Origin of the sequence: Salinibacterium sp. NK8237 (assembly GCF_015864955.1) — a bacterium.
Classification (GTDB): Bacteria; Actinomycetota; Actinomycetes; order Actinomycetales; family Microbacteriaceae; genus Rhodoglobus.
Window position 1 is genome coordinate 914,705 of the sequence record NZ_JADYWE010000001.1, and the last position, 24,848, is coordinate 939,552.

Sequence of the window (24,848 nt, forward strand, 5' to 3'; positions counted from 1 at the left end):
TGAGTTAAAGCGACTAAGGAGCACAATGACCACTGAATCTTCTCGACTTGCCGTCGGCACCCCCGCACCGGGCTTCACACTGTCCGATCACGACGGAAATTCGGTGTCGTTGAGCGACTTTTCTGGCAAGAAAGTGATTCTTTATTTTTATCCTGCAGCGATGACTCCCGGATGCACGAAGCAGGCCTGTGACTTCCGCGATCAGCTCGGCTCGCTGCAGTCAGAGGGCTATGTCGTGCTGGGTGTTTCTCGCGATACTCCCGAGAAGCTCACGAAGTTTCGCGAGCAAGAAGCACTCACCTTTCCGCTCCTCAGTGACCCCGATCACGCGGTGCACGAAGCGTATGGAGCCTGGGGTGAAAAGAACCTCTACGGCAAGCAGGTCGTTGGCGTCATCCGGTCGACTTTTGTCATTGACGAAGAGGGCGCCATCACGCTCCCCCTCTACGCCGTAAAGGCGACCGGCCACGTAGCATCGCTGCGCAAGAAGCTCGGGCTCGACTAACCCTCTCGGCGGGTGGTTGCCGCTAGCACCGGCTTCGTAAAGAGGAGCACCAACACCACGATTGCCGGGGTGAGCAGCAACCATCCAACATCTTCGCGAGCAAACACCCCTTGGAAACTGCCGATCGCCACTGAGATCTGCAACACCTGCCAGACGACAGCGGCGCCGCGAATCCACGGTTGTTGCCGCAGCGCACTGATACCAATAATTGCGACCCATACTGCCGCGATTGCGGTCAAAACCGTGAGCGCAATCGCACTCGGGTACGACTGTGGGGTCTCTGCGCCGAGTTCAAAAACGAGGTACGCCAGAGCAGCAAAGAGCAGGGCGCTCTCGAGCAAGATCACGACCGCCAGCGCTATCAAATACGGATGATGACGTGCCGTTTTCTCTTCTGGGACAAGTTCGTCTACCATTCGCTCCCCGTTAAATCGCTGAAAGACCATTGCTTTGCCTTTGACGATATGCGATTCTAGTTGAGGTTGATTTCTGGCTCCCAGTGTTGCGAGCGAGACCCACATAATTTCTCAAGCTCGACGCCGATCAGGGCGTAATTTTTTTGTGCGCTCGAGCAACGCAACACACTGTAAGGAGCAACAAATGGACTGGCGCGATAACGCTGCATGCCTCACCGCTGACCCGGAGCTATTCTTCCCGGTCGGAAACACCGGTCCGGCTGTTGACCAGATTGAAAAAGCAAAAGCCGTCTGCGGTCGCTGCTCGGTAACTGAAATGTGCCTCCAGTACGCACTCGAGACCAACCAAGACTCTGGCGTCTGGGGCGGACTCAGCGAAGACGAGCGTCGCGCTCTCAAGCGCCGCGCCGCACGCGCACGCCGGGCTTCCTAAGCACTTCTCGCCACCGGGAGTAAAGACTCTCAGCGCTACTGATCTTGCAGAGAAATTCTGCTCGTGTTGCCGCGCGCTGACTAGCTCGCTTGGCTACTTAACGCGAGTCAACCAGGTCAGCGGGATATCGATCGTCACTTCGGTGCCGCTGCCGACGACCGTGTGCCAGTCAATGGTTCCGCTCAGCTCACCCTGAATGAGGGTGCGCACAATTTGCGTGCCGAGGCCTTCGCCGACGCGGCCTTCAGCAAGACCTACGCCATTGTCACGAACCTGCACAGTGAGTTTGTCTTCCGTACGGCGAGCGTCGATCTCGACGGTTCCATCTGCCCTGCCAGCAAGTCCGTGCTCAACAGCATTCGTCACGAGTTCAGTAAGCGCGAGCGCCAACGGCGTTGCGTACTCGCTCGGGAGGGCGCCAAAACTTCCCACGGATGTGGGGTGCACTGTCGTGTTGTGGCTCGATGCCACTTCGGCGATGAGCTTCAAGACACGGTGGAACACCACGTCGAAGTCAACGTTTTGGTTGAGCCCCTCCGAGAGCGTGTCGTGGACAACGGCGATTGCCGCTACGCGGCGCATGGCCTGACCAAGAGCCTCCCGTGCGACTTCGCTATGCGTTCGACGCGCCTGAATTCTCAGCAACGATGCCACGGTCTGCAGGTTATTTTTCACCCGGTGGTGAATCTCCCGGATCGTTGCATCCTTGGTGATGAGTTCGCGTTCCTGATGGCGAACCTCAGTGACGTCACGGCACAACACAATGGCGCCAACGCGTTCTCCACGGTCGCGGATCGGAATCGTGCGCAGCGACACCGTCACACCGCGGGCCTCGATATCGGTGCGCCACGGGGCACGACCGGTGACGACCAGCGGAAGGGACTCATCCACTTCTGGCTGGCCCGCAATAAGCGTTGTCGTTACTTCAGCGAGGGATTCTGCCTCGAGTTCGCCCGAGAAACCGATGCGGTTGAAGGCTGAGAGCGCGTTGGGGCTAGCAAACGTTACGAGACCGTCGACATCCAACCGAATCAGACCATCGGATGCTCGGGGAGCACCCCTCCGCGGTGCGGCTGGGGCACCCATGTCGGGAAAGTCACCGGCTGCGATCATGGCGAAAAGATCATTCGCACAGCCGTTGAAGGTGAGCTCTTGACGTGACGGAGTGCGGGCATCCCCCAAGTTTGTGTGCCGCGTGATTACCGCGATCGGAGTAGCTGTTGTCTCGTTTCCTGTGGCCGTGAGCCGACGCATCACTGGCACAGCACGCACACGGGTGGGAGTCTCTTCGTACCAAGCGGGAGCTGCCGTATCAACGATACGAGCGGTATCGAAAGCCTCAGTGACCTGCGCAAGCCACTCCGGTTTGATCTTCTGACCAACGAAGTCACGGTAGAACAGCGTGGCTGAACTGCTCGGGCGAGCGTGGGCTACAGCGACGAATTGATCGTCATCGCTGGGAATCCAGAGCACGATATCTGCAAACGCCAGGTCGGCAAGAAGCTGCCAGTCGCCGACAAGCATGTGCAGCCATTCGATATCTGCTTCGCTCGAATGGCCCTGCTCTTGTACTAGATCACTGAGAGTCGACACCTCTACAGGTTACCCGCGCGCCAGCATCCTCCCGAACAATGACCGCTGCGGGGTTGGTTCTGCCTCCTCTGGCACCAGTCTCGATGTCACCAAGTCTCGGATGGCGGCGCGCGCCGGCGAGCGCGGAGCGGCATCCACGAGTGTCTTACCGCTGAGCACAGCGCCATCGAATCCAGACAGATCGTGAGGCACCAGAATCGGATGCTCGATGCCGCCGAAGCGCGACAGCGTCTGGGTAATCTGGCCATGCGGATTCATGCCGCTTGCGCTTACCCGGATCTTGTTCATCACCACGCTCACGCTCCGCGTCGTCACAGTCTCGAGTAGATCGACATGGGCACGCAGGAACCGCGAGAGCCCCACAGGATCGGCCGAACCAACCGCGATGACATGATCTGCGGCACGAACAGCAGTGACTGCCGCCGCATTGCGGCGGGGAGCGAAAAGGTCGCTCGTGATTTCTTCGTCGTTCTCCAAGCTGGAACTCGTATCGAGGACCGTGTAATCGACCCACAGCCGACATTGGGCAATGGTCGTGCCCACGCGCTCAGAGGAGAGCTCAGGCCAGCGGCTAGGGCGGCCGATACCCGTGAGTACCCAAAACGCGCCGAGAGGTGACTCGTAGCGCTGCCCAATGCGTTCCAGTTCGCCAGCATTGAGGGTCTCTGTTCCAGCCAGCCGACACGCTGCCGCAAACCCAGGGGCTTCATCCAGCATCCCCAGCGCCGGAGCAACCGAGGCGCCGTGGGTGTCCACATCGGCAAGCGCCACGCTATAGCCGAGGGCTGCAAGTTCAGCAGCGATGGAAATGGCGATAGACGTTCGGCCGGGAGCTCCCCCAGGGCCCCACACCGCGATCACTTGGCCGAGCGCGCTGCGCCCCTGAACCGGAGCTTCTGCGTTCCATTGCGATTGCGAGAGCAGAGCATCCAACCCTGCCCACCCTTCGGCAGCGTCGACAATGTCGAATAGTCCCAAATCGCTCGCGTAGCGCTGCTCTCGCTCACTACTAGCGACCGCAACAAGTCGTACTCCAGCGTGATCGCACAAGGCAATAAGTCGATCGGTAAGGTAGCGCGCTTCTGCCGCCACGAGCGCGATGTCCGCGCTGGCTCCGGCCACGCGGGACGCAAGCTCCGGTGCGCTCACCGCCCGCAACACAATTTCGTGACCATGATGAGCGGCCTCAAAAGCGAACTGGTCTTCAAGGTTCACCGGCATCGCAAGAGCGAACGCAGTCATCTCAGCCCTCCGCGGGGAGGTTCGCGGGGATGACCGACAGAACATCGCCGTTGGCCATCGCCTCAAGCAAGCGGGCAACGCGCGAGCGCGGCACCAGCAACTCAATTGCGCTCCCCTGCGCCGAAGATACGAGCGAGTCATCCTCGACCAAACGCACTACGATTGCGCCCGAGATGATCACAGCGGGCGCGCCGTAGCCGACTTCCTCTGCCTCAGCACTTGCCCACACATCGACGGATGCTCCTGTGGCCACTGTCGCGGCCAGCCCGCCCTGAGGAGAGACCACGACCGAGGTCAAGGAGAGCCCGTCGTGGCTACCAAGCGAGGATGTTGGCACCAGCTCCCCCGCTTCAATAGGCCGAGTCGCGATGAAGCCTTCAGCCGGAAGCTCGCCCCGCGCAATGTACTGGTCGGTCGCTTCGTTGAGCTTGACGCTACGGATGACCAGATCTGAACTCATGACTCGGTCTCCCGGGGTCAACGACGACGCTGCGGCATACACCTCGGTGGAATCGTCTGACGTCGCAACAATCGCCACGACACCCGCCACCGAGGCTACGACGAGCACAACGCCGATCGCGAGCCGCGGGTCAAGTGCGAAGGCACGCGCCCGCGCTCTCGTCTGAGATTGGGGTTTGCCGGAGCGGCGGCTCATAGCGTGCGCTCCGCACGTCGGGTGTTGATCATGGCACCATGGTTCGTTACCACCCGGAAGCGGGGTGATAGTTATCCACATCAGCCCCATTCCCAGCTTCGTACACGCATAATCGATGCATGAACGCGATCAATCCAGCAGAGAGCCTCGGGCGATTTCTCACCCTTGCCGATACTGCCGAAGTGCTCAGCGTCTCTCCCCACGAGGTTCTTGAGCTCGTACGTTCCGGCGAATTGCCCGCGATCAAAGTCGGCAGCAAAGGCCAATGGCGTATCGAGAACTCCGTTCTCGAGTCATACATCGAAGCGCTCTATGAAGAAACTCGCCGTATGAGCTTGTGGAACCAGTCCGATATCGCCACCGTCACCGAAGTGAACTTCGGCGAACAGCGCTCGCGCTAACGCACACGTCGCTCGCCGCGCTCGCGCAGATCAGAGCGATGCCCGCCCAAGCGGCAGTCAGCGTTAGGGACGAACGAGCACGACGCTCGTAAACGGCACCAAGCGATACTCCGATACTGCAGCCTCTCGGCGCACGGCGCCGCGCTCGTGCACCGCGACGTCAAGATGGTCCCGCCCCACCCGGTCGATAGTGCCATGAACTTCTCCTGAGACAAGAACCAAAGAAACTGAGCGTCGCCGCCGGCACAAATCACGAAGCACATAGCTCAGGCTCAGCCGCTGAGAGAGGCTCGGATGCCCGTCAGATGGAGTAGTCGCGAGACTCGGCGTGATGTGAGCTGCCCCCATCGAGATGCCCGCTAGCGCCGCGAACGGCACGATGCACTGGGCAGGACGCCCGCTGTCGTCCACCACGTCGGCCGACATCCAATCTCGACCGATGATGACGGGACGCAGCGTGACGCGCGCCCCCGTGACCAACAGCACTGCGAGCGTGAGGGGCGAGTTGGTGGTGCTGCGGGAATGAAGTGCCAGAATGCGGTCCCGGATGCTCAATCGCCCCAGTCGCAGACGCTCTTCTTCAGCGTCAAGTTCAAGGTCATCAGCACTGATTTCACGTTCGAGTTGGCTCTCGAGATCGTCGAAAAGGTTGTCCCAGCGCATGGGTTGACGGTACTGACGGCGGCAAGAAACTTGAAAATGTTATCCACAATTGAATATTGGTCATAGACAATTGGTCTACTTCCTGATTAAGTGTGGTCTACCCCCGAATGGGGGTGAACATTGCAATCTTGACCTTTTACCCGGGAGATCATGAGTACCGAGCCACTTCCCGCCTCCTTACCGAGTGTGGAAATACCCCGACAGGCGCGCCAGCGCACAGGCACACTTCCTTCTAAGGTCATCCGGCCTCGCTTCGTCCCTGACGAATTTTTTGGACACCAGCCCACGCCCAGTGCTGACCTGCCCGACCCCACGCCCCTCGTCGAAAACCTCACTCGCTGCGTGATCGAGGTTCTCGCCGGCGCACGCGATTTGGAGCAGATCGCCCGGTGGGTCACCGATGACGTCTACCGGCATCTGCTCAAGCGCACCGTGCTCTCCGCCCGCGCTCGGCGCGCCAAGGGCCAACCGGTCACTCGCCCCACCTTCAGCATGGGCTCAATTCGACTCTGTGAACCCCGCGATGGCGCCGTCGAAGCCGTGATCATCGTGCGCGGTCGTGCCCGCACCCGCGCTGTCGCCATACGCCTGGAGGGCCTCGACAAGCGCTGGCGAGCGACCGCCATCAACGTGCTGTAGCCTCACACCCCTACAGCGCACACAACGGATGCCCCACTCACAATCTGAGTGGGGCATCCGGTGGTTAATAGCCGGCGATCATTCGCTGGCTCGACGTCTTGCTACTTCTTGCGCTTCTCCTGCGCACGACGCTGCGAACGGTTCAGCGGAGCCTCGGGAGCGGCACCCTCAGGGCGTTGACCGAATGCTCCACGATCGTTGCCCTGAGGTGCAGCCGGCGCCTGCGTGGCCTGCTGAGGAGCAACCTTCGATTGGTGCTGCTGTGCTTGCGCTGTAGCAGCACGCTCAACCTGGCCGCGGTCGTTGCGAACCTCAACTTCGCCCGACGCGTCGGCGCTGGGTGCCGAGTAGCTGAGCTGAGTTGCGGGCGCGACCGGTGCATCCAGACCACGCGCTTGAACCGTGGTCGCTTCGCCGCCACCATTGACTTCAACATCGAGGTTGAAGAGGAAGCCAACGGTTTCTTCGCGGATCTGGCCCATCATGCTCTGGAAGAGAGCGAAACCTTCACGCTGGTACTCGACAAGAGGATCGCGCTGAGCCATAGCCCGCAGACCAATACCATCTTTGAGGTAATCCATCTCGTAGAGGTGATCGCGCCAGCGACGGTCGATCACACTGAGCACGACGCGACGCTCAAGCTCGCGCATCGCGGTCTCGCCAAGTTGCTGTTCGCGTCGCTCGTAAGCGATCACGGCGTCGGAGTGAACTTCCTTAGCAACGAATGCACTCGTCAGCTTGCCGCGAGAACCGCCCTCGGTGAGCACCTCGTCGACAGAGATGCCAACGGGATACATCGTCTTGAGCTCAGCCCACAGCCCGTCAAAGTCCCACTCCTCGGAGTGGCCCTCGGCGGTGTGGACGTCTACGACCTCGGTCACGACATCTTTCAGGAAGCGCTGCACGCGATCCTTGAGGTCATCACCTTCGAGAATATGACGACGGTCGCCGTAAATGGCTTCACGCTGGCGGTTGAGGACATCGTCGTACTTGAGAACGTTCTTGCGGATCTCAGCGTTGCGAGATTCAACTTGCGACTGCGCACTGCGGATGGCGCGGCTGACGACCTTGGACTCAATAGCGAGATCATCGGGAACCGACGAGCGCCCCATGAGCGCCTCGGCTGCACCGCTGTTGAACAAGCGCATGAGGTCATCCTGAAGCGACAGGTAGAAACGGCTCTCGCCAGGGTCACCCTGGCGGCCGGAACGACCACGGAGCTGGTTGTCGATACGGCGCGATTCGTGGCGCTCCGTGCCAAGCACGTAAAGCCCACCTACGTCGATGACCTTCTTGGCTTCCTTCTCGACTCCCGCTTTGACTTCAGCGAAGACGTCATCCCACGCAGCTTCGTACTCGTCGGGGGTTTCAGACGGGTTAAGACCGCGGGCATTCATTTCGGCGACGGCCAGGAACTCAGCGTTTCCGCCGAGCATCACGTCAGTTCCACGACCAGCCATGTTGGTGGCGACCGTGACGGAGCCTAAACGACCGGCTTGAGCAACAATTGCTGCCTCACGAGCGTGGTTCTTGGCGTTGAGCACTTCGTGCTTGACGCCCTTCTTGGCGAGCATGCGCGAGAGGAGTTCGCTCTTCTCAACGCTTGTCGTACCCACCAGCACCGGCTGCCCCTGTTCGTGACGCTTAGCGATGTCAGCGACGACTTGCTCGAACTTGGACTGCTCGTTCTTGTAGATGAGGTCGGACTGGTCGATGCGCTGCATCGGACGGTTCGTGGGGATAGCAACCACGCCGAGCTTGTAGGTCGACATGAATTCTGCCGCCTCCGTCTCGGCAGTACCGGTCATACCCGACAGTTTGTTGTACAAACGGAAGTAGTTCTGCAGAGTGACGGTCGCAAGAGTCTGGTTCTCGGCCTTAACCGCAACGCCCTCTTTGGCCTCAATCGCCTGGTGAATACCTTCGTTATAGCGACGACCTTGAAGAATACGGCCGGTGTGCTCATCAACGATCAGCACTTCGCCGTTCATGACGACGTAGTCCTTGTCTTTCTTGAACAACGCACGAGCCTTGATGGAGTTGTTCAAGAACGAAATCAGCGGAGTGTTCGCCGATTCGTACAGGTTGTCGATGCCGAGGTAGTCCTCAACCTTTTCGATACCGGGCTCGAGCACACCAACGGTGCGCTTCTTTTCATCCACCTCAAAGTCGATCTCGGGAACGAGCTTCTTGGAGAGGTTCGCAAACTCGGTAAACCACCGGTTTGCCTCTCCCGACGACGGTCCCGAAATAATGAGCGGCGTGCGTGCCTCATCAATGAGGATCGAGTCGACCTCGTCAACCACAGCAAAGTAGTGCCCACGCTGCACCATGTCGCTCGCCTGCCACGCCATGTTGTCGCGCAGATAGTCGAAACCAAACTCGTTGTTGGTTCCATACGTGATGTCGGCCGCGTACTGTTCGCGACGCTCGGGAGGCGCTTGACCGGAGACAATACATCCGGTCGTCATGCCGAGCGCGCGGAAAACGCGACCCATAAGTTCAGATTGGTAGCTGGCCAGATAATCGTTGACCGTGATCACATGCACGCCCTGCGCCGCAATGGCATTGAGGTAGGCCGCGAGCGTTGCCACGAGAGTCTTGCCCTCACCGGTCTTCATCTCGGCGATGTTGCCCAAGTGGAGCGCCGCACCACCCATAAGCTGAACATCGAAGTGGCGCATGCCCAGAGTACGGCTTGCCGCTTCACGAACCGCAGCGAAGGCCTCGGGGAGCAAGTCGTCGAGCGACTCTCCGCCGGCGTAGCGCTCGCGCAGTTCTACGGTCTCGTTCTTCAGCTCATCATCAGTGAGGGTTTTGAAGTCATCCTCGAGCTGGTTAACGGCCGCCGCGTAGCTTTTCAAGCGTCGAAGAAGTCGACCCTCACCTACGCGAAGAGCGCGTTCTAAAACATTCGCCACCGAATACTCCCATTCTTGTCGGACGGGTCCGACCCTGGCATTGCTCGACGAAGCGCATTCTTTTGAACGCTTACGTCACGGTAACGCGGTGCAGGCAATAAGCACGCAGCCGCGTTACCGGTTCGTAATCGTATCAACTCCAAGCCAAAAACTTGGTGTGATTAGCCGTTAGCGACCTTGCGCTTGCGTGAGCGGCCGCCCTGAACTGCGTCATCAGCCTCTTCTTCGAGACCAATTACACCGTAATCCCAGCCCTTGCGGCGGTAGACAACGCTCGGACGATCCGTCTGGCTATCGACGAAGAGGAAGAAGTCGTGGCCGACCAATTCCATGTGATCGAGTGCTTCCTCAACCGTCATGTGACTCGAGGGGAATACCTTGCGACGGATCACGACGGGCGAGTAGTCCTCGTCGCCGGGCTCCGGTGTCTCATCCTGGATCGGTACTGCTCCAGTCGCGACCTTCTCGATCACGTCGGGGCTAGCCGGGGTGATATCGACGACAGCAAATCCACCAGCGCTTGCCTCACGAAGTGACGTGGGGCGGTGATTTCCGCGATGAACCTTGCGGCGATCTTTCGACTGGCGGATGCGCTCAATGAGTTTGGCCATAGCCAGATCAAAAGCAACATATTTATCTGAACCAGCAGATTCCGCTCGAACAAGCGGACCTGGTCCAATCAACGTCAACTCGACACGATCGTCTCCACTGGAACCTTTGGTTTCGTGGTGTCTACTCACCTTGATCTCGAAGGCGATTGCCTTCTCGGCCAAGTGAGAGACCTTTTCAGACTTCTCGATCGCGTACTCACGGAAACGATCCGTGACTCCTACATTTCGTCCGTTGACGGTGATTTCCACGGCGACCTCCTAGCGATCCTGCGCGGCTGCCCCGTGAGGCAGCTACTATTTCGCGCCCTTTTCCTTACCGTAGCCCTCGCCGCTAGCAATGTCACGGACCGTCAGCGTTCTTGGAGTGAACCCAATGGTTACTGCCGCAATAACCGTTCCGCCAGCGGCAGAAACTGCCCTCGCTGCTTCGTCGAGCGTCGCGCCCGTGGTGAGCACGTCATCCACAATGATTACGCGGACACCGACGAGAGAACGCGCCGAAATGAACGCACCTTTAACGTTGAGCGCCCGCTCGTCAGCGCTCAACAATTTCTGGCTTCGAGTTTTTTGAGCAACACGAAGCACCCGGGCGTGGCGGATTCCCGCTGCTGCGAGCACAAGCCCGACCGGATGGTAGCCGCGCGTTCGGAAAGCCTTCTTGCTGCTGGGAACGGCAACAATCTCAATCGGTGCCGATGCTCTCTCGTGCGCCGCTGACTCGCTGAGTGCCCGCCTGAGAGCGGGAAGTAATGCACCAGACAGCGGGCGAGCAAGATCGGTGCGGTGGTGGTTTTTGAAGGCGAGCACGACGCGACGAACACGGTCCTCGTACCTCAGTGCGGCATATACACGCAGGTGCTGGGGTGTGGAGTGGATGCTGGTATCCGCGACAAGGCTGCGCATGCAGTCGGAGCACAGCGCTCTGTCGTGCCGCTGGCATCCAGCGCACTCGACAGGCAAAACGAGCGCGAGTGCGTCACGGAGGGCATCCCGCACCACCGCCAGCCAGCGGCTGCGTCCGTGACCGATGGGTGGTTGGGGCGGAAGCGTCATGAAGGGATTGTGACCGCACGCGGCACCCCCAAAAATCGCTTCAAACGATCCGTGGAGAAATGCTACTGCTGGGAGGCCATGAAGGAGGCGTCGAGCCCCGCAAGAACCCACGCCTGACTGCCCTGAGGCCGCCACACTTCGCCACCAGCAAGCACCCGCAGCCCATCAGTGTTCGCTCCAGTGCTCACGAGCTGCGTAGCGCCGGCGACAGTACCTAAGTCAGTCGACGGACCGCCGACGCTGTATGCGGTCACAGAGACCGAATCGTCGGCGCCGGAGAGCGTTGCGACAGTGCTCGACCCCACCCACGCGGCATCGATAACCGATCCCTCCCGCACCGGAAGCGAAACGGGATCCACCAGTTGCACCGGCACGTTGCCCTGCTGGCGAACGATTCCATAGACGAGCAACTGGGGCCCGGACGGAGTGGAGAGATACACAAGCAATCGCGCGCCATCGCGTGAAACATCCAACGACACAATTTCAGAGTCTGCAGGCAACGTGGTTTGCAGCGGATGCTCAGTGCCATCGACTTCGAACGTTGAGAGTGATGTCGCACTGCCATTTTGCGCCGACCAGACAAACCGGAATGGGTCGAGTGAGGGAGCGATGAGGCCCGAGCGCGCGTCGATGAGCCGAGGCGCCACCCCAACGGAGGCGAAGTAGGCGCTGCCCTCAGAGTCCAAATAGGCGACCGAGAGTCTGTCAGCGGAGAGCGCTGCACTCGTCGCCCCAGCGTCGACCACAATAGTGCTGAGCTCGTTCAGCTCAGTGAGGCCGTCGCTGGTACTGAAACCGAACTCGCTACCGGTGCCGACGACGAGTGGTCCGGCCGATGCCGGCTCAATTACTGCGGCGGTCTGACCAGAACTTGTGCTCTGCAAATCGCGACCATCGACGGTCAGCTCGACAATCGGCGTGTGCAATGTTGCTGACAGCTGCTGGCGCATCCGTTCCCGAGCAACCGTGTCTGCGGCGAGCGCCTCAGAGCTCAGATCAACAACCGCGCGGCCAGAAGTCAGGCTGCTAGTGGCACCGAGAGTTGTGGATTGTGGGAAAGCGGTGAGCAGAACGCCCTGCTGCACCCAGGCAGAATCCGCAGCCAACAACGCCTGGATGGCACGCGACTGGGAGGACTGACGCACGGCGAACCAGCGAACATCCGGAATCAGGTAGGCGAAGCTCGGGTCGAAATAATACAGAACTTGCTCTTCGAAGCTCACTTCGAAACCGCGATCGGAAAGCACAATGCCCGGTGGCGCTGCAGAAATTCGCCACTCCCCTGCGATCTGTTCGAACTCGAAGGCGAGAGTTTGCGACACCGGCGAGCGCAACTCTGCATAGACGCCGCCCTCATCAATGACGGCCTGCGCTGAAAAGGAGTAGGTGAGCGCATCGTCGTCGGCTGCAGCAGCAATAGTCGGCAGCTTGTCGACCTCGCGGACCGTAGCGCTCGCTGCGGGATTCCAGGTCTCACTCATGGAACTCGTGAGGAACTCGCGGGCCACCGAATAATCGCGCGAAGGTGAGCGCACAGCACTCATAAAGTCGGTGAGAATTTGTTCTTGAGTGGAGCCGGCGACGGGGCCCGATGCCACAATTTCGTATTGAGCATCATCTTGTTCGTCGATCAGCGGGCCCGATTGCACCTCACTAGACAGCGGAACACCGACGCACCCGGTGAGGGCGATCGAAACCCCGACGAGGAGAGCCAGGTAGCTCAGAGAGACCTTAGGCATTCAGGCCCTCCAAAATCGGTACTTCATCGTTCGGTGGCAGCTCAAGAGGTGACGAGCGCAGCTCGGCACCACGGATGCGCGGAATGGTGAGCCGGAAGCACGAGCCGTTATCTCCATCCGACCACACTTCGAGCCAGCCACCGTGGAGCGCAGCATCTTCGAGGGCGATCGCGAGACCGAGGCCGGTACCGCCCGTCGTGCGCTGGCGAGAGGGATCAGCTCGCCAGAATCGGTCAAAGACTCGTTCAAGGGCAGCGTGACTCATGCCGACTCCATAGTCGCGCACCGCAATCGCCACCGCGTCTTGATCGCTGTCGATCCAGACAACAATCGGTAGTCCATCGCCGTGGTCGATGGCGTTGCTGAGAAGGTTCTGAAGGATGCGACGGATGCGACGCGGGTCGACATCCGCCTCAAAGTAGCCACCTGGGGCCACAAGTCGCAGTTCGGATCCCTTGCTTGCCGCAAGCGACGTGAGGCTCTCGATGGCATCTTCGACCAACCGTACGAGGTTGGTTGGCTCGGTTTCCATGTCGACCGCGCCCGCGTCGTAACGGCTCATCTCGAGCAGGTCAGCGAGAAGCAACTCAAATCTTTCTACCTGAGTGTGAAGTAACTCAGCGGTGCGGGCCGTTGCCGGCGGGAACGTCTCGCGCTGATCGTAGAGAACGTCGCCGGCGAGCCGGATGGTCGTGAGCGGCGTACGAAGCTCGTGCGAGACATCCGACACAAAGCGTTGTTGCACTTGCGAGAGAGCAGCCAGCCGGGTGATCTGCTGCTGCATGCTCGTGGCCATTCCATTGAACGACTGTGCCAAAGTCGCAATAACGTCGTTGCCGTGAACCGGAATGCGCACTTCGAGTTCGCCAGCGGCAAGGCGTTGGCTGGTCTCTGCGGCCAATTTGACCGGGCCGACAACAAGGCGCACGACCACAAAGGTGACGATGCCAATGAGTGCCAGCAGGGCGAATCCACCAAGGCCAAGCGTCTGCTGCACGACCACTAAGGTGTCTTGCGTGTCTTGAATGTCGTACACGAGATAAAGCTCGTATTGGGCACCTCGAATGTCGAGAGTCGATCCCACAATGAGTCCAGGATGTACGGCCCCGTCTTCAGACTGCTCGAGCGCCACTGACTGCCAATAAGTGCGCTGCTCAGTGGAATCCGCCACCACGTCGCGCAACTCCTGCGAGATCAGAGTTTCGGACGACAGCCCCTGAGTCTGCACATCGGCCGGAACCCGAACGCCGTCTTGACCAGGAGTGCGCAAAATCGCGTAGCTCGTGCCACCTGTGCTCGAGGCAACGCTCTCGATCACGCCGGCAACATCCCTCATCATGTCATCGAGGTCTTCAACGCCAAGATCTTCGTCTGCAGCATCGAACACCTGCTGGCCAGCAAGTGTTGCGTTGACCGAGGTGCGGGTGAGTTGGTCTCGACTCGCATCAAAAAGGTTCGCCCCAACGCTGAGCGACATATAGCCCGCGATCACAGCGACAACAACCGACGACAGCAACACCGTGATGGCCACAGTGCGCACTTGAAGCGACGAACGCCACAGGGCAGCAATTCGCTGCCCCCAGCCGCGCCAGTCGAAATCGAGCATGAAAGTTAGACGCTGGCGCCGGCGCGGTAGCCAACTCCGCGAACCGTCATGACGATCTTCGGGTTGTCGGGATCTTCTTCAACCTTGGCGCGCAACCGCTGCACGTGAACATTCACGAGCCGGGTGTCTGCCTTGTAGTGGTAGCCCCACACTTGCTCCAGCAGCATCTCGCGAGTGAAGACCTGCTCAGGCTTCATTGCGAGCGCCAACAGCAGCTCAAATTCGAGCGGCGTCAGGTTGATCTTGGTGTCACCGCGGCGAACCTCGTGGCCCGTGACATCCAGTTCAAGATCGCCAACCGTTAACGTGCCGGTCGCTGCGTCACTTGCCGGACGCAATCGAGTGCGCACTCGAGCAACGAGCTCTTTGGGATTGAACGGCTTGACGACATAGTCATCAGCACCGCTCTCGAGCCCCTTCACGACATCGGCCGTGTCGCTCTTGGCCGTGAGCATGATGATTGGCACGCCAGACTCTTCCCGGATGCGGGCACAAATCTCGATGCCATCCATGCCGGGCAGCATGAGGTCAAGCAACACCAAATCGGGCGCCGCCGACTTAAATGCGTCGTACGCTAGGGCGCCGTCTTGACAGAAAAATGGTTCATAACCTTCGGTGCGTAGAACGATTCCGATCATTTCTGCCAGGGCAGTGTCGTCGTCGACTACAAGAATTCGTGGGTTCACGTGTCCTCGATACTTTCTAGCTCTCGGGCGAACTGAGTGAGAAGCTTTCGCACAAGAGTAGTCGAGTGTGAAAACATGAGTGAGATTGAATAGATGAAGTTCAACATTCGAGGGTGAGACGTGAGCGATAACAGTCCGTGGCAATCGCCAGATAGCAGTAATCCTGTTGGCGGTTCGCTGCCTCTTGCTCCCCCAGCGCCATCCTCGGCCTACGTGCCCGGCACGACGCCTTCGGCCTCCGGCGGCGCTCCCGGAGCACCGCAGTACGGGGTTCCAGCGCCCTCGTGGACTCCACCACCCAAGCCCGGGCTGATCCCCCTCAGCCCCATGGGACTCGGCACGATTCTTTCGGCATCACTCATGGTGCTGCGCCGCAACCCTCGGCCTACATTTGGACTCGCTCTAGCGATCATGAGCATTGTCATGGTCGCGTCGCTCGCGCTCGTGGGCATCGTGACCTTTGCTGGAGTCGAACGCACGCTTAGCGCGAGCGACGCGGATGCCGCTGCCATCGAAGCTGGCGCCGCCGCCGGAACAATTTTGTCGGCGCTCTTTGCCGTCGTGCTCTCCCTGATTGGTGGCGCACTTCTTCAGGGAATCGTCTCGCTCGAGGTAGCACGAGGTGCTGTCGGCGAACGACTGCGCCTGCGCGGATTGTGGGCAGCCGCGAAAGGACGCATCTGGGCTCTCATCGGCTGGTCGGGTCTCGTCACCGTTGCCGTTGTTGTTGGTATTTCCATCATCGCCGGAGCTGCCGTGCTGCTGTTCATGTGGGGCGAAACCGCCGGCATTGTCATCGGGGTTCTCGTGATGCTGGTCGGGATTCTTGGTGGCGTATTTCTCGCAGCCTGGCTCGGCACCTTTTTCGCTTTCGTACCTAGCGCGCTCATGATCGAACGATTGCCGCTCGGCCAAGCTATTCGTCGCTCGTGGTCGCTGGTCAAGGGAAGCTTTTGGCGCACCTTCGGCATCTTGCTGCTCATCATGGTCATCGTGAACACGGTGTCGAGTGTGGTTACCGCCCCGCTGAGCTTCATTGGCGGTCTCGGCGTTGCCCTCCTCAATCCAACCGGCGACGAAGATGCTGGTGCCATCGCGTTCGTTGCGCTTTACATCGTGACGATCATCGTTTCCGTCGTGATCAGCGCCGTCACAATAGTGATTCAATCGGCCGCTCCCGCGTTGCTGTACATCGACATGCGCATGCGAAAAGAAGGTTTCGACCTCGAACTCTCGCGCTTCGTCGAGGCCCGCAACGCTGGTGACTTCTCAGTCCCCGACCCGTACCTCACCCTCAACAGCTCTCCTCGACGCACCCCCGAAGCTTCGCCTTACACGGCTTCATGACGCTCACCACGCTCACGGTCGCCGTGCCCGCCCTGCTGTCATCTAGCTGGGCGCGCGCGGTTTCTGGCGAGGTTCCGGTTGATCCCGACTCAGAGCAAGCCACGAATTGGCTCATCGAGGAACTTTCAAAGGCTCCCTATCAAGCAGCGCGACCCACTCTCTTCGATCAGATATCGAAGGCATTTAGCGACTGGCTCGCCAGCCTCACCATTGGCGAAGGAACGGGCATCCCAACCATCGTGTTGATCGTGCTGCTGGCAGTGGTGGCGATCGCCATCATCGCCGCCATCGTGGTCTACGGGCTGCCCCGCCTCAACCGCAAGAGCCGCCACGAGGAGGGCATATTCGGCGAGGCCGACTACCGCACGGCGGCCCAATTGCGGGCATCAGCAGAGCAAGCGGCTGCGCACGAAGACTTTGCTGAAGCGATCGCTGACATGTTCCGCTCGATCGCCCGCGGGCTCTCGGAACGCACTCTCGTGAGCATGACGCCCGGCACCACCGGGCACGGCTTCGCCACCCGCGCTAGCCGCGCGCTGCCCGAGCTCGCCCGCGAGCTTGGCCACAGTGCCGACGTTTTCGACCTCGTGCGCTACATGCGCAAACCCGCAACGCGAGAACAGTACGAGGAACTGCGCACGCTGGAAGCACGCGTACGTGCGGCCAAACCGGATCTTGCCGAGGCCGCCCTGTGAGCGAGACAACAGAAACAGCTGCAGAAACGACTGTGCTTACGCCGCGCCTCGGCACCACCGCCAAGCGCTCGCTGTTCTGGGTTGCGGCGGCGATTGTCGTGCTTGTCGTTGCTCTCGCGAGCCTCAATCTCGCCGGCACCGCGGTCGAAGGCCCAGCCCTCGACCCAACGAGCCCGTATGCATCGGGAACGCTGGCACTCGCTGAAGTACTCCGCGGTCACGGCGTCGACGTTGTGGTCACTGAGACCCTCGATGACACTCGCGCAGCACTTGATACCTCCAACGACAGCACGCTGTTCTTCTCCAATTTCGAGGCCTATCTCACCGAGGACCAAGTAGCCAGCGCAGCGGGACTCGCGGCGACCGTCGTCTTCGCCGATCCCACCCTCCCCGAAATTCTGCGGGTGGCACCAGAAGTCGCCCACGCCGGCCAAAATTCGGATGCTGTTTCGGCATCCTGTTCAGCACCTCTCGTCGCGCAGGCCCCCGATATAACCGCCGGCCCGAGCAACTATCGCGTGATCGAACCGAGCGCCGACATCACGGCCTGCTACGGAAACGACGACGATGGCTACGGGCTGATCGTGCTCGACCGTGGCGATACTGAACTTCGGATTCTTGGCGCCACGGATGCGCTCAGCAACGGCGACATCACGGCAGCCGACAACGCGGCCTTCGCTCTGCGGCTCCTCGGCGAGCACGAAACACTCGTGTGGTACACGCCAAGCTTCCTCGACCTCGCCAACTCCGGTGATGCCAAGACGCCCGCTGAACTCGCCCCCGGGTGGGTCTTGCCCGGTGTCTGGCTCACGATGCTGACACTTCTGGCTGGCGCACTCTGGCGTGGGCGCAGATTCGGTCCGCTCGTGATCGAAAAACTGCCCGTGACTGTGCGCTCAAGCGAGACGATGCAGGGGCGGGCGCGGCTGTATGAGCGCTCCACGGCCCGGCTCCACACCCTCGATTCGCTGCGCATCGGCACCATTCGCCGTCTCGCCGTACTGTGCGGCATGCCGAGTACGGCATCCGTCGACGATGTCATCAACCGAGTATCACCTCTTGTTGGTCAGCCGATTGAGCCGTTGAGACAGTTGCTCATCGATCGCGAGCCGACCTCCGACCATGAACTCATCACCCTTTCCGATGAATTGCTTGCTCTCGAAGATCGAGTTCACGCTGTCATCCGCCCCGCCTAACAACCTCAGCCCCACCGAGCCAGAGATAGAGAAGAATCGAGATATGACTGACGAGCAACTGCGGCACGCATTCACTCAACTCCGCACCGAAGTAGGCAAGGCCGTCGTCGGTCAGGATGCGGCTGTTACTGGCCTCACCATTGCACTGCTCACGGGCGGCCACGTGCTGCTCGAAGGTGTTCCCGGCGTTGCCAAGACCCTTCTCGTGCGCACCCTCAGCCGTGCGCTGCAGCTTGACACCAAGCGCGTGCAGTTCACGCCTGACCTCATGCCGGGTGATGTCACCGGTTCGCTCGTCTACGACGCCAAGGCTGGCGAGTTCGAGTTTCGCGAAGGCCCCGTCTTCACCAACATTCTGCTCGCGGATGAGATCAACCGCACACCACCGAAGACTCAGTCATCGTTGCTTGAAGCGATGGAAGAACGTCAGGTTTCTGTCGATGGCCAGTCGCTGAAGCTGCCGGTGCCGTTTATGGTTGCCGCCACGATGAACCCCATCGAATACGAAGGCACCTACACACTGCCTGAAGCGCAGCTCGACCGCTTCCTACTGAAGCTCGTGCTCGATCTACCGGAACGCGACACTGAAATCGAAGTGCTCACGCGCCACGCTGCCGGCTTCAACCCGCGCGATCTCGCCGCCGCCGGCGTGACCCCCGTGCTCGATGCGACCATGCTCGCCGCCGCTCAGGATGCCGTAGCAAAGGTCGGCGCAAGCCCCGACGTGATTGCCTACGCCGTCGACCTCGCTCGCGCCACTCGTCAGAGCCCGTCCGTGAAGCTCGGAGTCAGCCCTCGTGGCGCGATCGCGCTCATCTCGGCTGCCAAGGCCTGGGCGTGGCTCACCGGCGCTGACGCGATCACGCCCGACCACATCCAGAGCATGGTGTTGCCGGTGCTTCGCCACCGCATCCAGCTCCGCCCGGAAGCCGAGCTTGAAGGCGTTTCGTCTGACGTGATTTTGCGATCGATCGTGCAGCAAGTGCAGGTTCCGATCTAACGATGGCGCTTTCTGGATGGTTCGTCGCATTATTGGCGCTCGGCATTGTGCCGATCGTCCTGACTGGCGAGCCCTTTGTGCTCACGCTGTGGCTGATTTTCGTCATCGTCGTCGGAGCCATCGACCTGCTGCTGGCGGTGTCGGTGCGCTCGCTGCGCTTCGATCGCACCGCTCCCGACCGGGTGCGCCTCGGCGAGACCACGAGCTCAACGCTGCGCGTCACAAACCCGACCCGCCGTCGACTGCGTGCCGTCGTGCGCGATGGCTGGCAACCATCCGCTGGCGCTCACACCAACCGGGTACCTCTGACGGTGCCGTCGCGCGAACGTCGCGAACTCAGCACCGTGCTCACGCCCGTGCGGCGAGGAACCCGCGAAGCCGTGCACGTCACGGTGCGGTCGTACGGCCCGCTGCGACTGATTGCGCGTCAAACTACGGTGAGCGTGCCGAGTACCTTCACCGTTCTACCGCCGTTCAACTCTCGCAAGCACTTGCCATCACGGCTCGCTCGACTGCGGGAGCTCGACGGCGCCACGAGCGTCATGATTCGCGGCCAAGGCACCGAATTCGATAGCCTGCGCGACTACGTTCGCGGCGACGATGTGCGCTCCATCGACTGGCGTGCCACCGCTCGTCGCTCTGAACTCGTGGTGCGCACGTGGCGGCCAGAACGGGATCGCCGCGTGGTCATCGTCGTCGACAGCGGCCGCACCTCAGCCGCACGAATCGAAGACGAGCCCCGCATCGATACCGCGTTCGAATCAGCGTTGCTGCTCGCCGCCCTCGCTTCGAGTGCCGGCGATCACGTCGACTTCATGATCTACGACCGCCGCGTTCGCGCCCGCGTGCAAGGCGCAAGCGGCCCTGATCTGCTCTCCAAAATGGTCAACAGCATGGCGCCGGTGCAGCCGGAACTCATCGAAATGGACTGGGACTCCGTGCCCGGCCTCGTTCGCCAGGCCACCACCCAACGCGCGCTCGTCGTGCTTGCCACCACAGCTGAATCGCCCGGCGCCAGCCTCGGGCTGCTCGCGATGCTCCCCCAGCTGACCGCAAAACACACTGTCGTAGTGGCATCCGTCACCGATCCTTCCATTGTGGATGCCACGCTCGATCGTTCAACGCGCGACGCCGTTTATCTGGCCGGGGCCGCCGAACGCGCTCTCCTCGATCAGTCACGAGTTGCCGCCGCGATCAACCAGCTCGGAGCATCCGTAGTCTCGAGACGCCCCAGTGAACTGCCGCTGGCTCTCGCCGACCATTACATCGCGCTCAAGGCCGCAGGAAAGCTGTAAAGGCGGTCAGCAGCGGTAGCTAGTCGCAAGAGAGGTTCGCGACGAGCCCACCGTTGCTGCGATCGGCAAGCGAACGGCTAATTGGCGACGATGTGGGTAGCCCCCGCGTCGAACTCGCTGAGGTCTCCCGTGTTGCCGGCGCGAGCACTGCGCCCACCGAGAATCCACTGGTACGCCAAGAACCCGGCGAGCGCGACGGTACCGATTCCAATTTTGATAGGCCATGGCCAGTCTTGGCGAGTGACGTAGCCCTCGATCACTCCGGAAACCAGCAGGGCAAGGATGAGCCCGACGACGATAGTGAAGAGTGAGCGACCGGCGTGCGCGAGCGACTGAGCCCGCGTGCGCGGCCCAGGGGAAACCCACGACCAAAAGATCATCATTCCTGTGGCTCCAGCCACGAAAATGGCGTAGAGCTCAAGCTGGCCGTGCGGGGCGATGTAGAGAAAGAACACGTCGAGTCTGTCGAACTCGTTCATGATCGCCGCGGTGAATCCCAGTTGCTGGGCAGTATTGAACAGCAGGTAGGGAACGTAGAGGCCGATGATTCCGAACGCGACAGATTGTGCGGCAATCCACGCGTTGTTGGTCCAGACGAAGCCAGTGAACGATCCACCCGAGTATTCAGAGTAGTAACCGACGAAATCGTCTTGCGCGAGGGCTTCACGCTCTGCCTGCGTGCCGAAGTTGGCAAGAACTTGCGGGTTCGAAATTGCCCACCACGCGAAGAGGAATCCGACAAAGAAGGTCGCGGCAGCGAGGATGAGCGACATCCACCGCACTCGGTAGAGCGCCGCAGGGAGTTGGACAACAAAGAATTGCGGGAGTTGGCTAAGCAGGTTTGCCGACGCGCCAGTGAAGCGCAGGCGAGCCCGGCTGAGGGTGAGCGAAAGCCGATCTGCTTGCGCTGACTGGCCCGTGCTCGTCTTCATCGCCGACAATTGCGTGGCGCCCGACTGATAAAGATCAATCAATTCGTCGACATCGGTGCCGGAAAGTCGTCGTTGCTTACCCAAATCGGCAAGGCGATCCCATTCTTCGCGGTGCGCGGCTGAGTATGAGTCGAGATCCATCTGCTTAAATGATGTCATGCCGAGCCCACAAACAACCAACACATTTGCGTATGGTGACGAACCCGATGAGCTGATCACGGGTGAAGCAGTTGCGTTGGAACTGCGTTCGACCAGTTTCGTCTTGCGTGCTGCCGGCACCATGATCGATTTTCTTGTCTACGCCGCCGCCCTCATCGGTCTCCTGATCGGCGCATTCGCGTTCGCGAATGCAGCCGGTCTCGACCAAGCAATCGGCACAGCTCTCACCGTCAGTGCGACCGTCATCTGCCTCGTCGTCATACCGACAACCGTCGAAACCCTCAGCCGCGGTAAGTCCCTCGGCAAGCTTGCGATCGGAGCCCGCATCGTTCGCAACGATGGCGGCGCGATCGGCTTTCGGCATGCTTTCATCCGAGCTCTCATCGGCGTGCTCGAGATATTCATGACCGCGGGTGGCTTAGCGGCAATCGTGGCGTTGCTCAACACTCGAGCACAGCGTCTCGGCGACCTCGTTGCTGGCACCTACGCTCAGTACGAGCGAGTGTCGAAGTTCTCGAACCCGGTTGTGCAGCTGCCTGGCCAACTCGCTGACTGGGCTCGCACCGCCGATGTTGCCAAGATGCCGGATGCTCTGGCACGGCGCATCTCACACTTCCTTGTTGCCGCCCCTGGCTATACGCCGATGACGCGCCACCAGCACGCTCTGAACCTCGCACACGAGGCATCCGCCTATGTTTCTCCGTTGCCGGCAGTGGAGCCCGAAATGCTGCTCAGCGCTGTGAGCGCCCTACGTCGAGAGCGCGAAACAGTCGCCCTCACCAACGAGAAGGCGCGGCTAGCGGCGCTCTCGCCCGCACTGACGAGCGTTCCACGCGGCTTTCCGAGCGACCGCGACTAAGCGGCTCGCGAGCAACTTCTCCGAACGCGGGCTAGGCGCGAATCAGCGCGAGTACTCGATCGCGAATCGTCTCAAGCGTCGGCTGGTCTCCGGCTTCAGCATTGAGTCGCAGCAAGGGTTCAGTATTCGACGGGCGCACGTTGAACCACCAGAATGGTTCGCCTTCCCCTGTCGACCCCGTGACGGTGAGGCCATCGAGCTCGTCGAACTCGGCCTCTCCCTCAAACGCCGCACGGACGCGAGCGGTAGCCGCCACGACGTCGTCCACCACCGAATTGATCTCGCCGCTGGCCGCATAGGGCGAATAGCGATCGGCGAGCACCGAGAGGGGCTCCGGTTGGGAGCCGAACTCGGCCAACATGTGCATTGCGGCGAGCATCCCATTGTCTGCTCCCCAAAAATCGCGGAAGTAATAGTGGGCGGAATGTTCGCCGCCGAAAATCGCCCCCGTCGCCGCCATCTGATCTTTGATAAGCGAATGGCCGACCTTCGTGCGCACCGGGATCGCACCAGCGGCCACGATTGTTTCTGCCACGATGCGCGAGGTGATCAGGTTATGAATGACGTGAATGTCACCCTCCGGCTGCGACGCCCGCACTCGTTGGATCTCGCGCAGGGCCACGACGGCAGCAACGGCGCTCGGGCTCATCGGGTTTCCGCGCTCGTCGATCACGAAGCAGCGATCGGCGTCACCGTCGAAAGCGAGCCCGACATCAGCACCGTGTTCGAGCACTGCCTTTTGCAGATCGACGATGTTGGCAGGATCGAGCGGGTTGGCTTCGTGGTTGGGAAATGTGCCGTCGAGCTCGAAGTACATAGGGATGATCTCGATGGGCAACGCCGGCAATCCGGCAGCCGTAGAGAGCACAGCAGGGACCGTCAAACCTCCCATGCCGTTACCGGCATCTACAACGACCCGAATGGGACGGATGCTGCTCAGATCGACGAGTTCACGCAAGTAGCCAGCGTACTCACCGAGCACATCGAGCTCCCGCTGGGAACCGACAGCCGAAACTGCCTCGATGCCGGTGGAAAGGTAGCGCTGCGCGCGGTCACGAATCGACTTCAAGCCGGTGGCAAAGCTGATTCCCTGTGCACCCGCACGGCTGAACTTGATGCCGTTGTACGTCGCAGGATTATGGCTCGCGGTAAACATGGCGGCCGGAGCATCTAGCGAACCGGAGGCGAAATACGTTTCGTCTGTCGAACAGAGTCCGATGAGAACGACATTGGCACCGCGAGTGCGAGCACCCGCCGAGAACGCGGCGGCGAAAGCGGGAGACGAGTCGCGCATGTCATGACCGACGATGATTTCGTGGCCAGCGGCATCCACTTCATCGGCGAAAGCTGCACCGAGTGCTTCAACGACCTCGTCTGTGAGTTGTGAGCCGACAAGGCCACGAACGTCGTACGCCTTGATAAACGGGGCAAGATCGATGGGGTTAGCTTTGCTCATGCCCCAAAACTACATGGCGAACGACCTGCCATCCCTGAGGCACGGATAGTCGTTCAGCATGGCGGGCGCACAAATCGTAGGTGTGTGGTTCTGCGCTGTAGCTCAGCGGCCCCAAAACTGCCATCGAGTCGGCATAGACATAGGTGAGGGTGGCGACTGCTTCGGAGTTGCAGGCGACCTTGCTGCACGGGCGCTGATTCATTGTGAGCCCTAGCCTACGACTGTGCGCCCACAGATGGGCAACTGACGGCCGTACAATGAGCACGTGGCTAGATCATCGAAACGAGCGACGACGCGCTCTGTGCGGGGCAACTGGCGCGACCGTCACGGTCGCGGCATCCGCTCTGCTGTCACTGGTCCGCATCTTCCGCTATTGAGTAGTCGCAACGGAAACTTCGAGCTCACGGTCGCGTCTGCCGCCCAGTATTCGAAAGAGATGTGGCCAGAGGAGCTCGCTAGCGCCCGGTTCGAGCTCGGGCTCATGCCCGGCAGCAGTCCAGAAGGCAGCAAGATCGTGCGCTGGACCGCTCTCCCTGATGAGAAGCGCATCATTCTCTACCGCTTGCCCATCGAACGCATGGCCAGACTGCACCGCGATGACGAACTCCATAAGCGGATGCTCATCGAAAGTTGCGTCTTTCAGGCGGTCGCCGAATACATCGGCAAAGAGCCGTGGGAACTCGCGCCGGAGCGATTCCGCAACTTCTAGCGGTTAGCTAGCGTCTCGAGATTTCGAAACTGCTCGC

At 60.6% G+C, this 24,848-nt stretch carries 25 protein-coding genes; 11 read left to right on the forward strand and 14 right to left on the reverse strand.

Features of this window, described 5'->3' with window-relative positions:
• Window positions 1-25 precede the first annotated feature (25 nt).
• Window positions 26-505 carry a thioredoxin-dependent thiol peroxidase gene (bcp, locus tag I6E56_RS04415; protein WP_197136292.1) on the forward strand — a complete coding sequence of 160 codons (480 nt, stop codon included), beginning with the start codon at window positions 26-28 and terminating at the stop codon, window positions 503-505.
• Here bcp and I6E56_RS04420 read toward each other — a convergent pair.
• A complete protein-coding gene (locus I6E56_RS04420) occupies window positions 502-921 on the reverse strand; it encodes a DUF3087 family protein (RefSeq protein WP_197136294.1) in 420 nt (139 codons plus the stop codon). The two genes, bcp and I6E56_RS04420, sit on opposite strands and share 4 nt — an antisense overlap.
• A 184-nt stretch (window positions 922-1,105) precedes the next feature.
• Here I6E56_RS04420 and I6E56_RS04425 point away from each other — a divergent pair, with 184 nt between their 5' ends.
• Window positions 1,106-1,354 carry a WhiB family transcriptional regulator gene (locus I6E56_RS04425; protein WP_009772809.1) on the forward strand — a complete coding sequence of 83 codons (249 nt, stop codon included), beginning with the start codon at window positions 1,106-1,108 and terminating at the stop codon, window positions 1,352-1,354.
• Window positions 1,355-1,447: 93 nt separating this feature from the next.
• On the opposite strand, the gene I6E56_RS04430 is transcribed toward I6E56_RS04425, so the two are convergent.
• The 3 genes from I6E56_RS04430 to I6E56_RS04440 are packed head-to-tail and all read right to left on the reverse strand — an operon-like array spanning window position 1,448 to window position 4,844.
• The gene (locus I6E56_RS04430) at window positions 1,448-2,947 is read right to left on the reverse strand and encodes a sensor histidine kinase (RefSeq protein ID WP_197136296.1); all 1,500 of its coding nucleotides are present in this window, start codon (window positions 2,945-2,947) and stop codon (window positions 1,448-1,450) included.
• Window positions 2,948-2,956: 9 nt separating this feature from the next.
• Window positions 2,957-4,189: a regulator gene (locus I6E56_RS04435; RefSeq protein WP_197136297.1), complete on the reverse strand. Its 1,233-nt coding sequence runs from the start codon at window positions 4,187-4,189 to the stop codon at window positions 2,957-2,959.
• Between the two features lies 1 nt (window position 4,190).
• Window positions 4,191-4,844, reverse strand: coding sequence for an SAF domain-containing protein (locus I6E56_RS04440; RefSeq protein WP_231606240.1), 654 nt, complete (start codon window positions 4,842-4,844; stop codon window positions 4,191-4,193).
• Window positions 4,845-4,963: 119 nt separating this feature from the next.
• Here I6E56_RS04440 and I6E56_RS04445 point away from each other — a divergent pair, with 119 nt between their 5' ends.
• Window positions 4,964-5,245, forward strand: coding sequence for a helix-turn-helix domain-containing protein (locus I6E56_RS04445; RefSeq protein WP_197136299.1), 282 nt, complete (start codon window positions 4,964-4,966; stop codon window positions 5,243-5,245).
• Window positions 5,246-5,308: 63 nt separating this feature from the next.
• Here the strand turns inward: I6E56_RS04445 and I6E56_RS04450 are convergent, their stop codons facing one another.
• Window positions 5,309-5,908: a hypothetical protein gene (locus tag I6E56_RS04450; protein WP_197136300.1), complete on the reverse strand. Its 600-nt coding sequence runs from the start codon at window positions 5,906-5,908 to the stop codon at window positions 5,309-5,311.
• A gap of 150 nt (window positions 5,909-6,058) precedes the next feature.
• Between I6E56_RS04450 and I6E56_RS04455 the strand changes: the two genes are divergently transcribed.
• Entirely contained in the window at window positions 6,059-6,547 is a 489-nt protein-coding gene (locus tag I6E56_RS04455) for an Rv3235 family protein (protein WP_197136301.1), read from the forward strand.
• 101 nt (window positions 6,548-6,648) lie between these two features.
• Here I6E56_RS04455 and secA read toward each other — a convergent pair whose 3' ends face one another.
• From secA to mtrA, 6 genes are all read right to left on the reverse strand, one after another.
• Window positions 6,649-9,468, reverse strand: coding sequence for a preprotein translocase subunit SecA (secA, locus tag I6E56_RS04460; RefSeq protein WP_197136302.1), 2,820 nt, complete (start codon window positions 9,466-9,468; stop codon window positions 6,649-6,651).
• Between the two features lie 161 nt (window positions 9,469-9,629).
• Window positions 9,630-10,328, reverse strand: a complete 699-nt coding sequence (hpf, locus tag I6E56_RS04465) for a ribosome hibernation-promoting factor, HPF/YfiA family (protein ID WP_197136303.1) — start codon at window positions 10,326-10,328, stop codon at window positions 9,630-9,632.
• Between the two features lie 45 nt (window positions 10,329-10,373).
• On the reverse strand, window positions 10,374-11,132 hold the full coding sequence (locus I6E56_RS04470; RefSeq protein ID WP_197136304.1) for a ComF family protein: 759 nt from the start codon (window positions 11,130-11,132) through the stop codon (window positions 10,374-10,376).
• Window positions 11,133-11,194: 62 nt separating this feature from the next.
• A complete protein-coding gene (locus tag I6E56_RS04475) occupies window positions 11,195-12,871 on the reverse strand; it encodes an LpqB family beta-propeller domain-containing protein (protein ID WP_197136306.1) in 1,677 nt (558 codons plus the stop codon).
• Window positions 12,864-14,477, reverse strand: a complete 1,614-nt coding sequence (gene mtrB, locus I6E56_RS04480; RefSeq protein ID WP_197136307.1) for an MtrAB system histidine kinase MtrB — start codon at window positions 14,475-14,477, stop codon at window positions 12,864-12,866. The genes I6E56_RS04475 and mtrB overlap by 8 nt, the downstream gene beginning before the upstream one ends.
• Window positions 14,478-14,482: 5 nt before the next feature.
• Window positions 14,483-15,163 (reverse strand): MtrAB system response regulator MtrA, encoded by a 681-nt coding sequence (gene mtrA, locus I6E56_RS04485; protein ID WP_197136308.1) that lies wholly within the window; start codon window positions 15,161-15,163, stop codon window positions 14,483-14,485.
• 120 nt (window positions 15,164-15,283) lie between these two features.
• On the opposite strand from mtrA, the gene I6E56_RS04490 reads away from it, so the two are divergent.
• The 5 genes from I6E56_RS04490 to I6E56_RS04510 are packed head-to-tail and all read left to right on the forward strand — an operon-like array spanning window position 15,284 to window position 20,696.
• A complete protein-coding gene (locus tag I6E56_RS04490) occupies window positions 15,284-16,510 on the forward strand; it encodes a hypothetical protein (RefSeq protein ID WP_307842764.1) in 1,227 nt (408 codons plus the stop codon).
• Window positions 16,507-17,205, forward strand: a complete 699-nt coding sequence (locus I6E56_RS04495; RefSeq protein ID WP_197136309.1) for a DUF4129 domain-containing protein — start codon at window positions 16,507-16,509, stop codon at window positions 17,203-17,205. Before I6E56_RS04490 ends, I6E56_RS04495 begins: the two co-directional genes overlap by 4 nt.
• On the forward strand, window positions 17,202-18,401 hold the full coding sequence (locus tag I6E56_RS04500) for a DUF4350 domain-containing protein (protein ID WP_197136310.1): 1,200 nt from the start codon (window positions 17,202-17,204) through the stop codon (window positions 18,399-18,401). The genes I6E56_RS04495 and I6E56_RS04500 overlap by 4 nt, the downstream gene beginning before the upstream one ends.
• A gap of 43 nt (window positions 18,402-18,444) precedes the next feature.
• Window positions 18,445-19,401, forward strand: coding sequence for a MoxR family ATPase (locus I6E56_RS04505; protein ID WP_197123743.1), 957 nt, complete (start codon window positions 18,445-18,447; stop codon window positions 19,399-19,401).
• Between the two features lie 2 nt (window positions 19,402-19,403).
• The gene (locus I6E56_RS04510) at window positions 19,404-20,696 is read left to right on the forward strand and encodes a DUF58 domain-containing protein (RefSeq protein WP_197136311.1); all 1,293 of its coding nucleotides are present in this window, start codon (window positions 19,404-19,406) and stop codon (window positions 20,694-20,696) included.
• Between the two features lie 77 nt (window positions 20,697-20,773).
• Here the strand turns inward: I6E56_RS04510 and I6E56_RS04515 are convergent, their stop codons facing one another.
• Window positions 20,774-21,769 carry a stage II sporulation protein M gene (locus I6E56_RS04515; protein ID WP_197138079.1) on the reverse strand — a complete coding sequence of 332 codons (996 nt, stop codon included), beginning with the start codon at window positions 21,767-21,769 and terminating at the stop codon, window positions 20,774-20,776.
• Between the two features lie 16 nt (window positions 21,770-21,785).
• On the opposite strand from I6E56_RS04515, the gene I6E56_RS04520 reads away from it, so the two are divergent.
• On the forward strand, window positions 21,786-22,646 hold the full coding sequence (locus I6E56_RS04520) for an RDD family protein (protein ID WP_197136313.1): 861 nt from the start codon (window positions 21,786-21,788) through the stop codon (window positions 22,644-22,646).
• A 31-nt stretch (window positions 22,647-22,677) separates the two neighbouring features.
• On the opposite strand, the gene I6E56_RS04525 is transcribed toward I6E56_RS04520, so the two are convergent.
• Both I6E56_RS04525 and I6E56_RS04530 read right to left on the reverse strand, forming a co-directional pair.
• Window positions 22,678-24,102 carry a phosphomannomutase/phosphoglucomutase gene (locus tag I6E56_RS04525; protein ID WP_197136315.1) on the reverse strand — a complete coding sequence of 475 codons (1,425 nt, stop codon included), beginning with the start codon at window positions 24,100-24,102 and terminating at the stop codon, window positions 22,678-22,680.
• Entirely contained in the window at window positions 24,089-24,304 is a 216-nt protein-coding gene (locus tag I6E56_RS04530) for a DUF3499 family protein (RefSeq protein ID WP_100388473.1), read from the reverse strand. Before I6E56_RS04530 ends, I6E56_RS04525 begins: the two co-directional genes overlap by 14 nt.
• A gap of 63 nt (window positions 24,305-24,367) precedes the next feature.
• Here I6E56_RS04530 and I6E56_RS04535 point away from each other — a divergent pair, with 63 nt between their 5' ends.
• On the forward strand, window positions 24,368-24,811 hold the full coding sequence (locus tag I6E56_RS04535; RefSeq protein WP_197136317.1) for a metallopeptidase family protein: 444 nt from the start codon (window positions 24,368-24,370) through the stop codon (window positions 24,809-24,811).
• Window positions 24,812-24,848 lie beyond the last annotated feature (37 nt).

What these genes read in the sequence shown, in the direction of transcription:
- bcp (WP_197136292.1), top strand. Translation starts at nt 26, where the DNA reads ATGACCACTGAATCTTCTCGACTTGCCGTCGGCACCCCCGCACCGGGC.
- I6E56_RS04420 (WP_197136294.1), bottom strand. Translation starts at nt 921, where the DNA reads ATGGTAGACGAACTTGTCCCAGAAGAGAAAACGGCACGTCATCATCCG.
- I6E56_RS04425 (WP_009772809.1), top strand. Translation starts at nt 1,106, where the DNA reads ATGGACTGGCGCGATAACGCTGCATGCCTCACCGCTGACCCGGAGCTA.
- I6E56_RS04435 (WP_197136297.1), bottom strand. Translation starts at nt 4,189, where the DNA reads ATGACTGCGTTCGCTCTTGCGATGCCGGTGAACCTTGAAGACCAGTTC.
- I6E56_RS04440 (WP_231606240.1), bottom strand. Translation starts at nt 4,844, where the DNA reads ATGAGCCGCCGCTCCGGCAAACCCCAATCTCAGACGAGAGCGCGGGCG.
- I6E56_RS04445 (WP_197136299.1), top strand. Translation starts at nt 4,964, where the DNA reads ATGAACGCGATCAATCCAGCAGAGAGCCTCGGGCGATTTCTCACCCTT.
- I6E56_RS04450 (WP_197136300.1), bottom strand. Translation starts at nt 5,908, where the DNA reads ATGCGCTGGGACAACCTTTTCGACGATCTCGAGAGCCAACTCGAACGT.
- I6E56_RS04455 (WP_197136301.1), top strand. Translation starts at nt 6,059, where the DNA reads ATGAGTACCGAGCCACTTCCCGCCTCCTTACCGAGTGTGGAAATACCC.
- I6E56_RS04470 (WP_197136304.1), bottom strand. Translation starts at nt 11,132, where the DNA reads ATGACGCTTCCGCCCCAACCACCCATCGGTCACGGACGCAGCCGCTGG.
- I6E56_RS04475 (WP_197136306.1), bottom strand. Translation starts at nt 12,871, where the DNA reads ATGCCTAAGGTCTCTCTGAGCTACCTGGCTCTCCTCGTCGGGGTTTCG.
- mtrB (WP_197136307.1), bottom strand. Translation starts at nt 14,477, where the DNA reads ATGCTCGATTTCGACTGGCGCGGCTGGGGGCAGCGAATTGCTGCCCTG.
- I6E56_RS04495 (WP_197136309.1), top strand. Translation starts at nt 16,507, where the DNA reads ATGACGCTCACCACGCTCACGGTCGCCGTGCCCGCCCTGCTGTCATCT.
- I6E56_RS04505 (WP_197123743.1), top strand. Translation starts at nt 18,445, where the DNA reads ATGACTGACGAGCAACTGCGGCACGCATTCACTCAACTCCGCACCGAA.
- I6E56_RS04510 (WP_197136311.1), top strand. Translation starts at nt 19,404, where the DNA reads ATGGCGCTTTCTGGATGGTTCGTCGCATTATTGGCGCTCGGCATTGTG.
- I6E56_RS04515 (WP_197138079.1), bottom strand. Translation starts at nt 21,769, where the DNA reads ATGGATCTCGACTCATACTCAGCCGCGCACCGCGAAGAATGGGATCGC.
- I6E56_RS04520 (WP_197136313.1), top strand. Translation starts at nt 21,786, where the DNA reads ATGCCGAGCCCACAAACAACCAACACATTTGCGTATGGTGACGAACCC.
- I6E56_RS04525 (WP_197136315.1), bottom strand. Translation starts at nt 24,102, where the DNA reads ATGAGCAAAGCTAACCCCATCGATCTTGCCCCGTTTATCAAGGCGTAC.
- I6E56_RS04530 (WP_100388473.1), bottom strand. Translation starts at nt 24,304, where the DNA reads ATGAATCAGCGCCCGTGCAGCAAGGTCGCCTGCAACTCCGAAGCAGTC.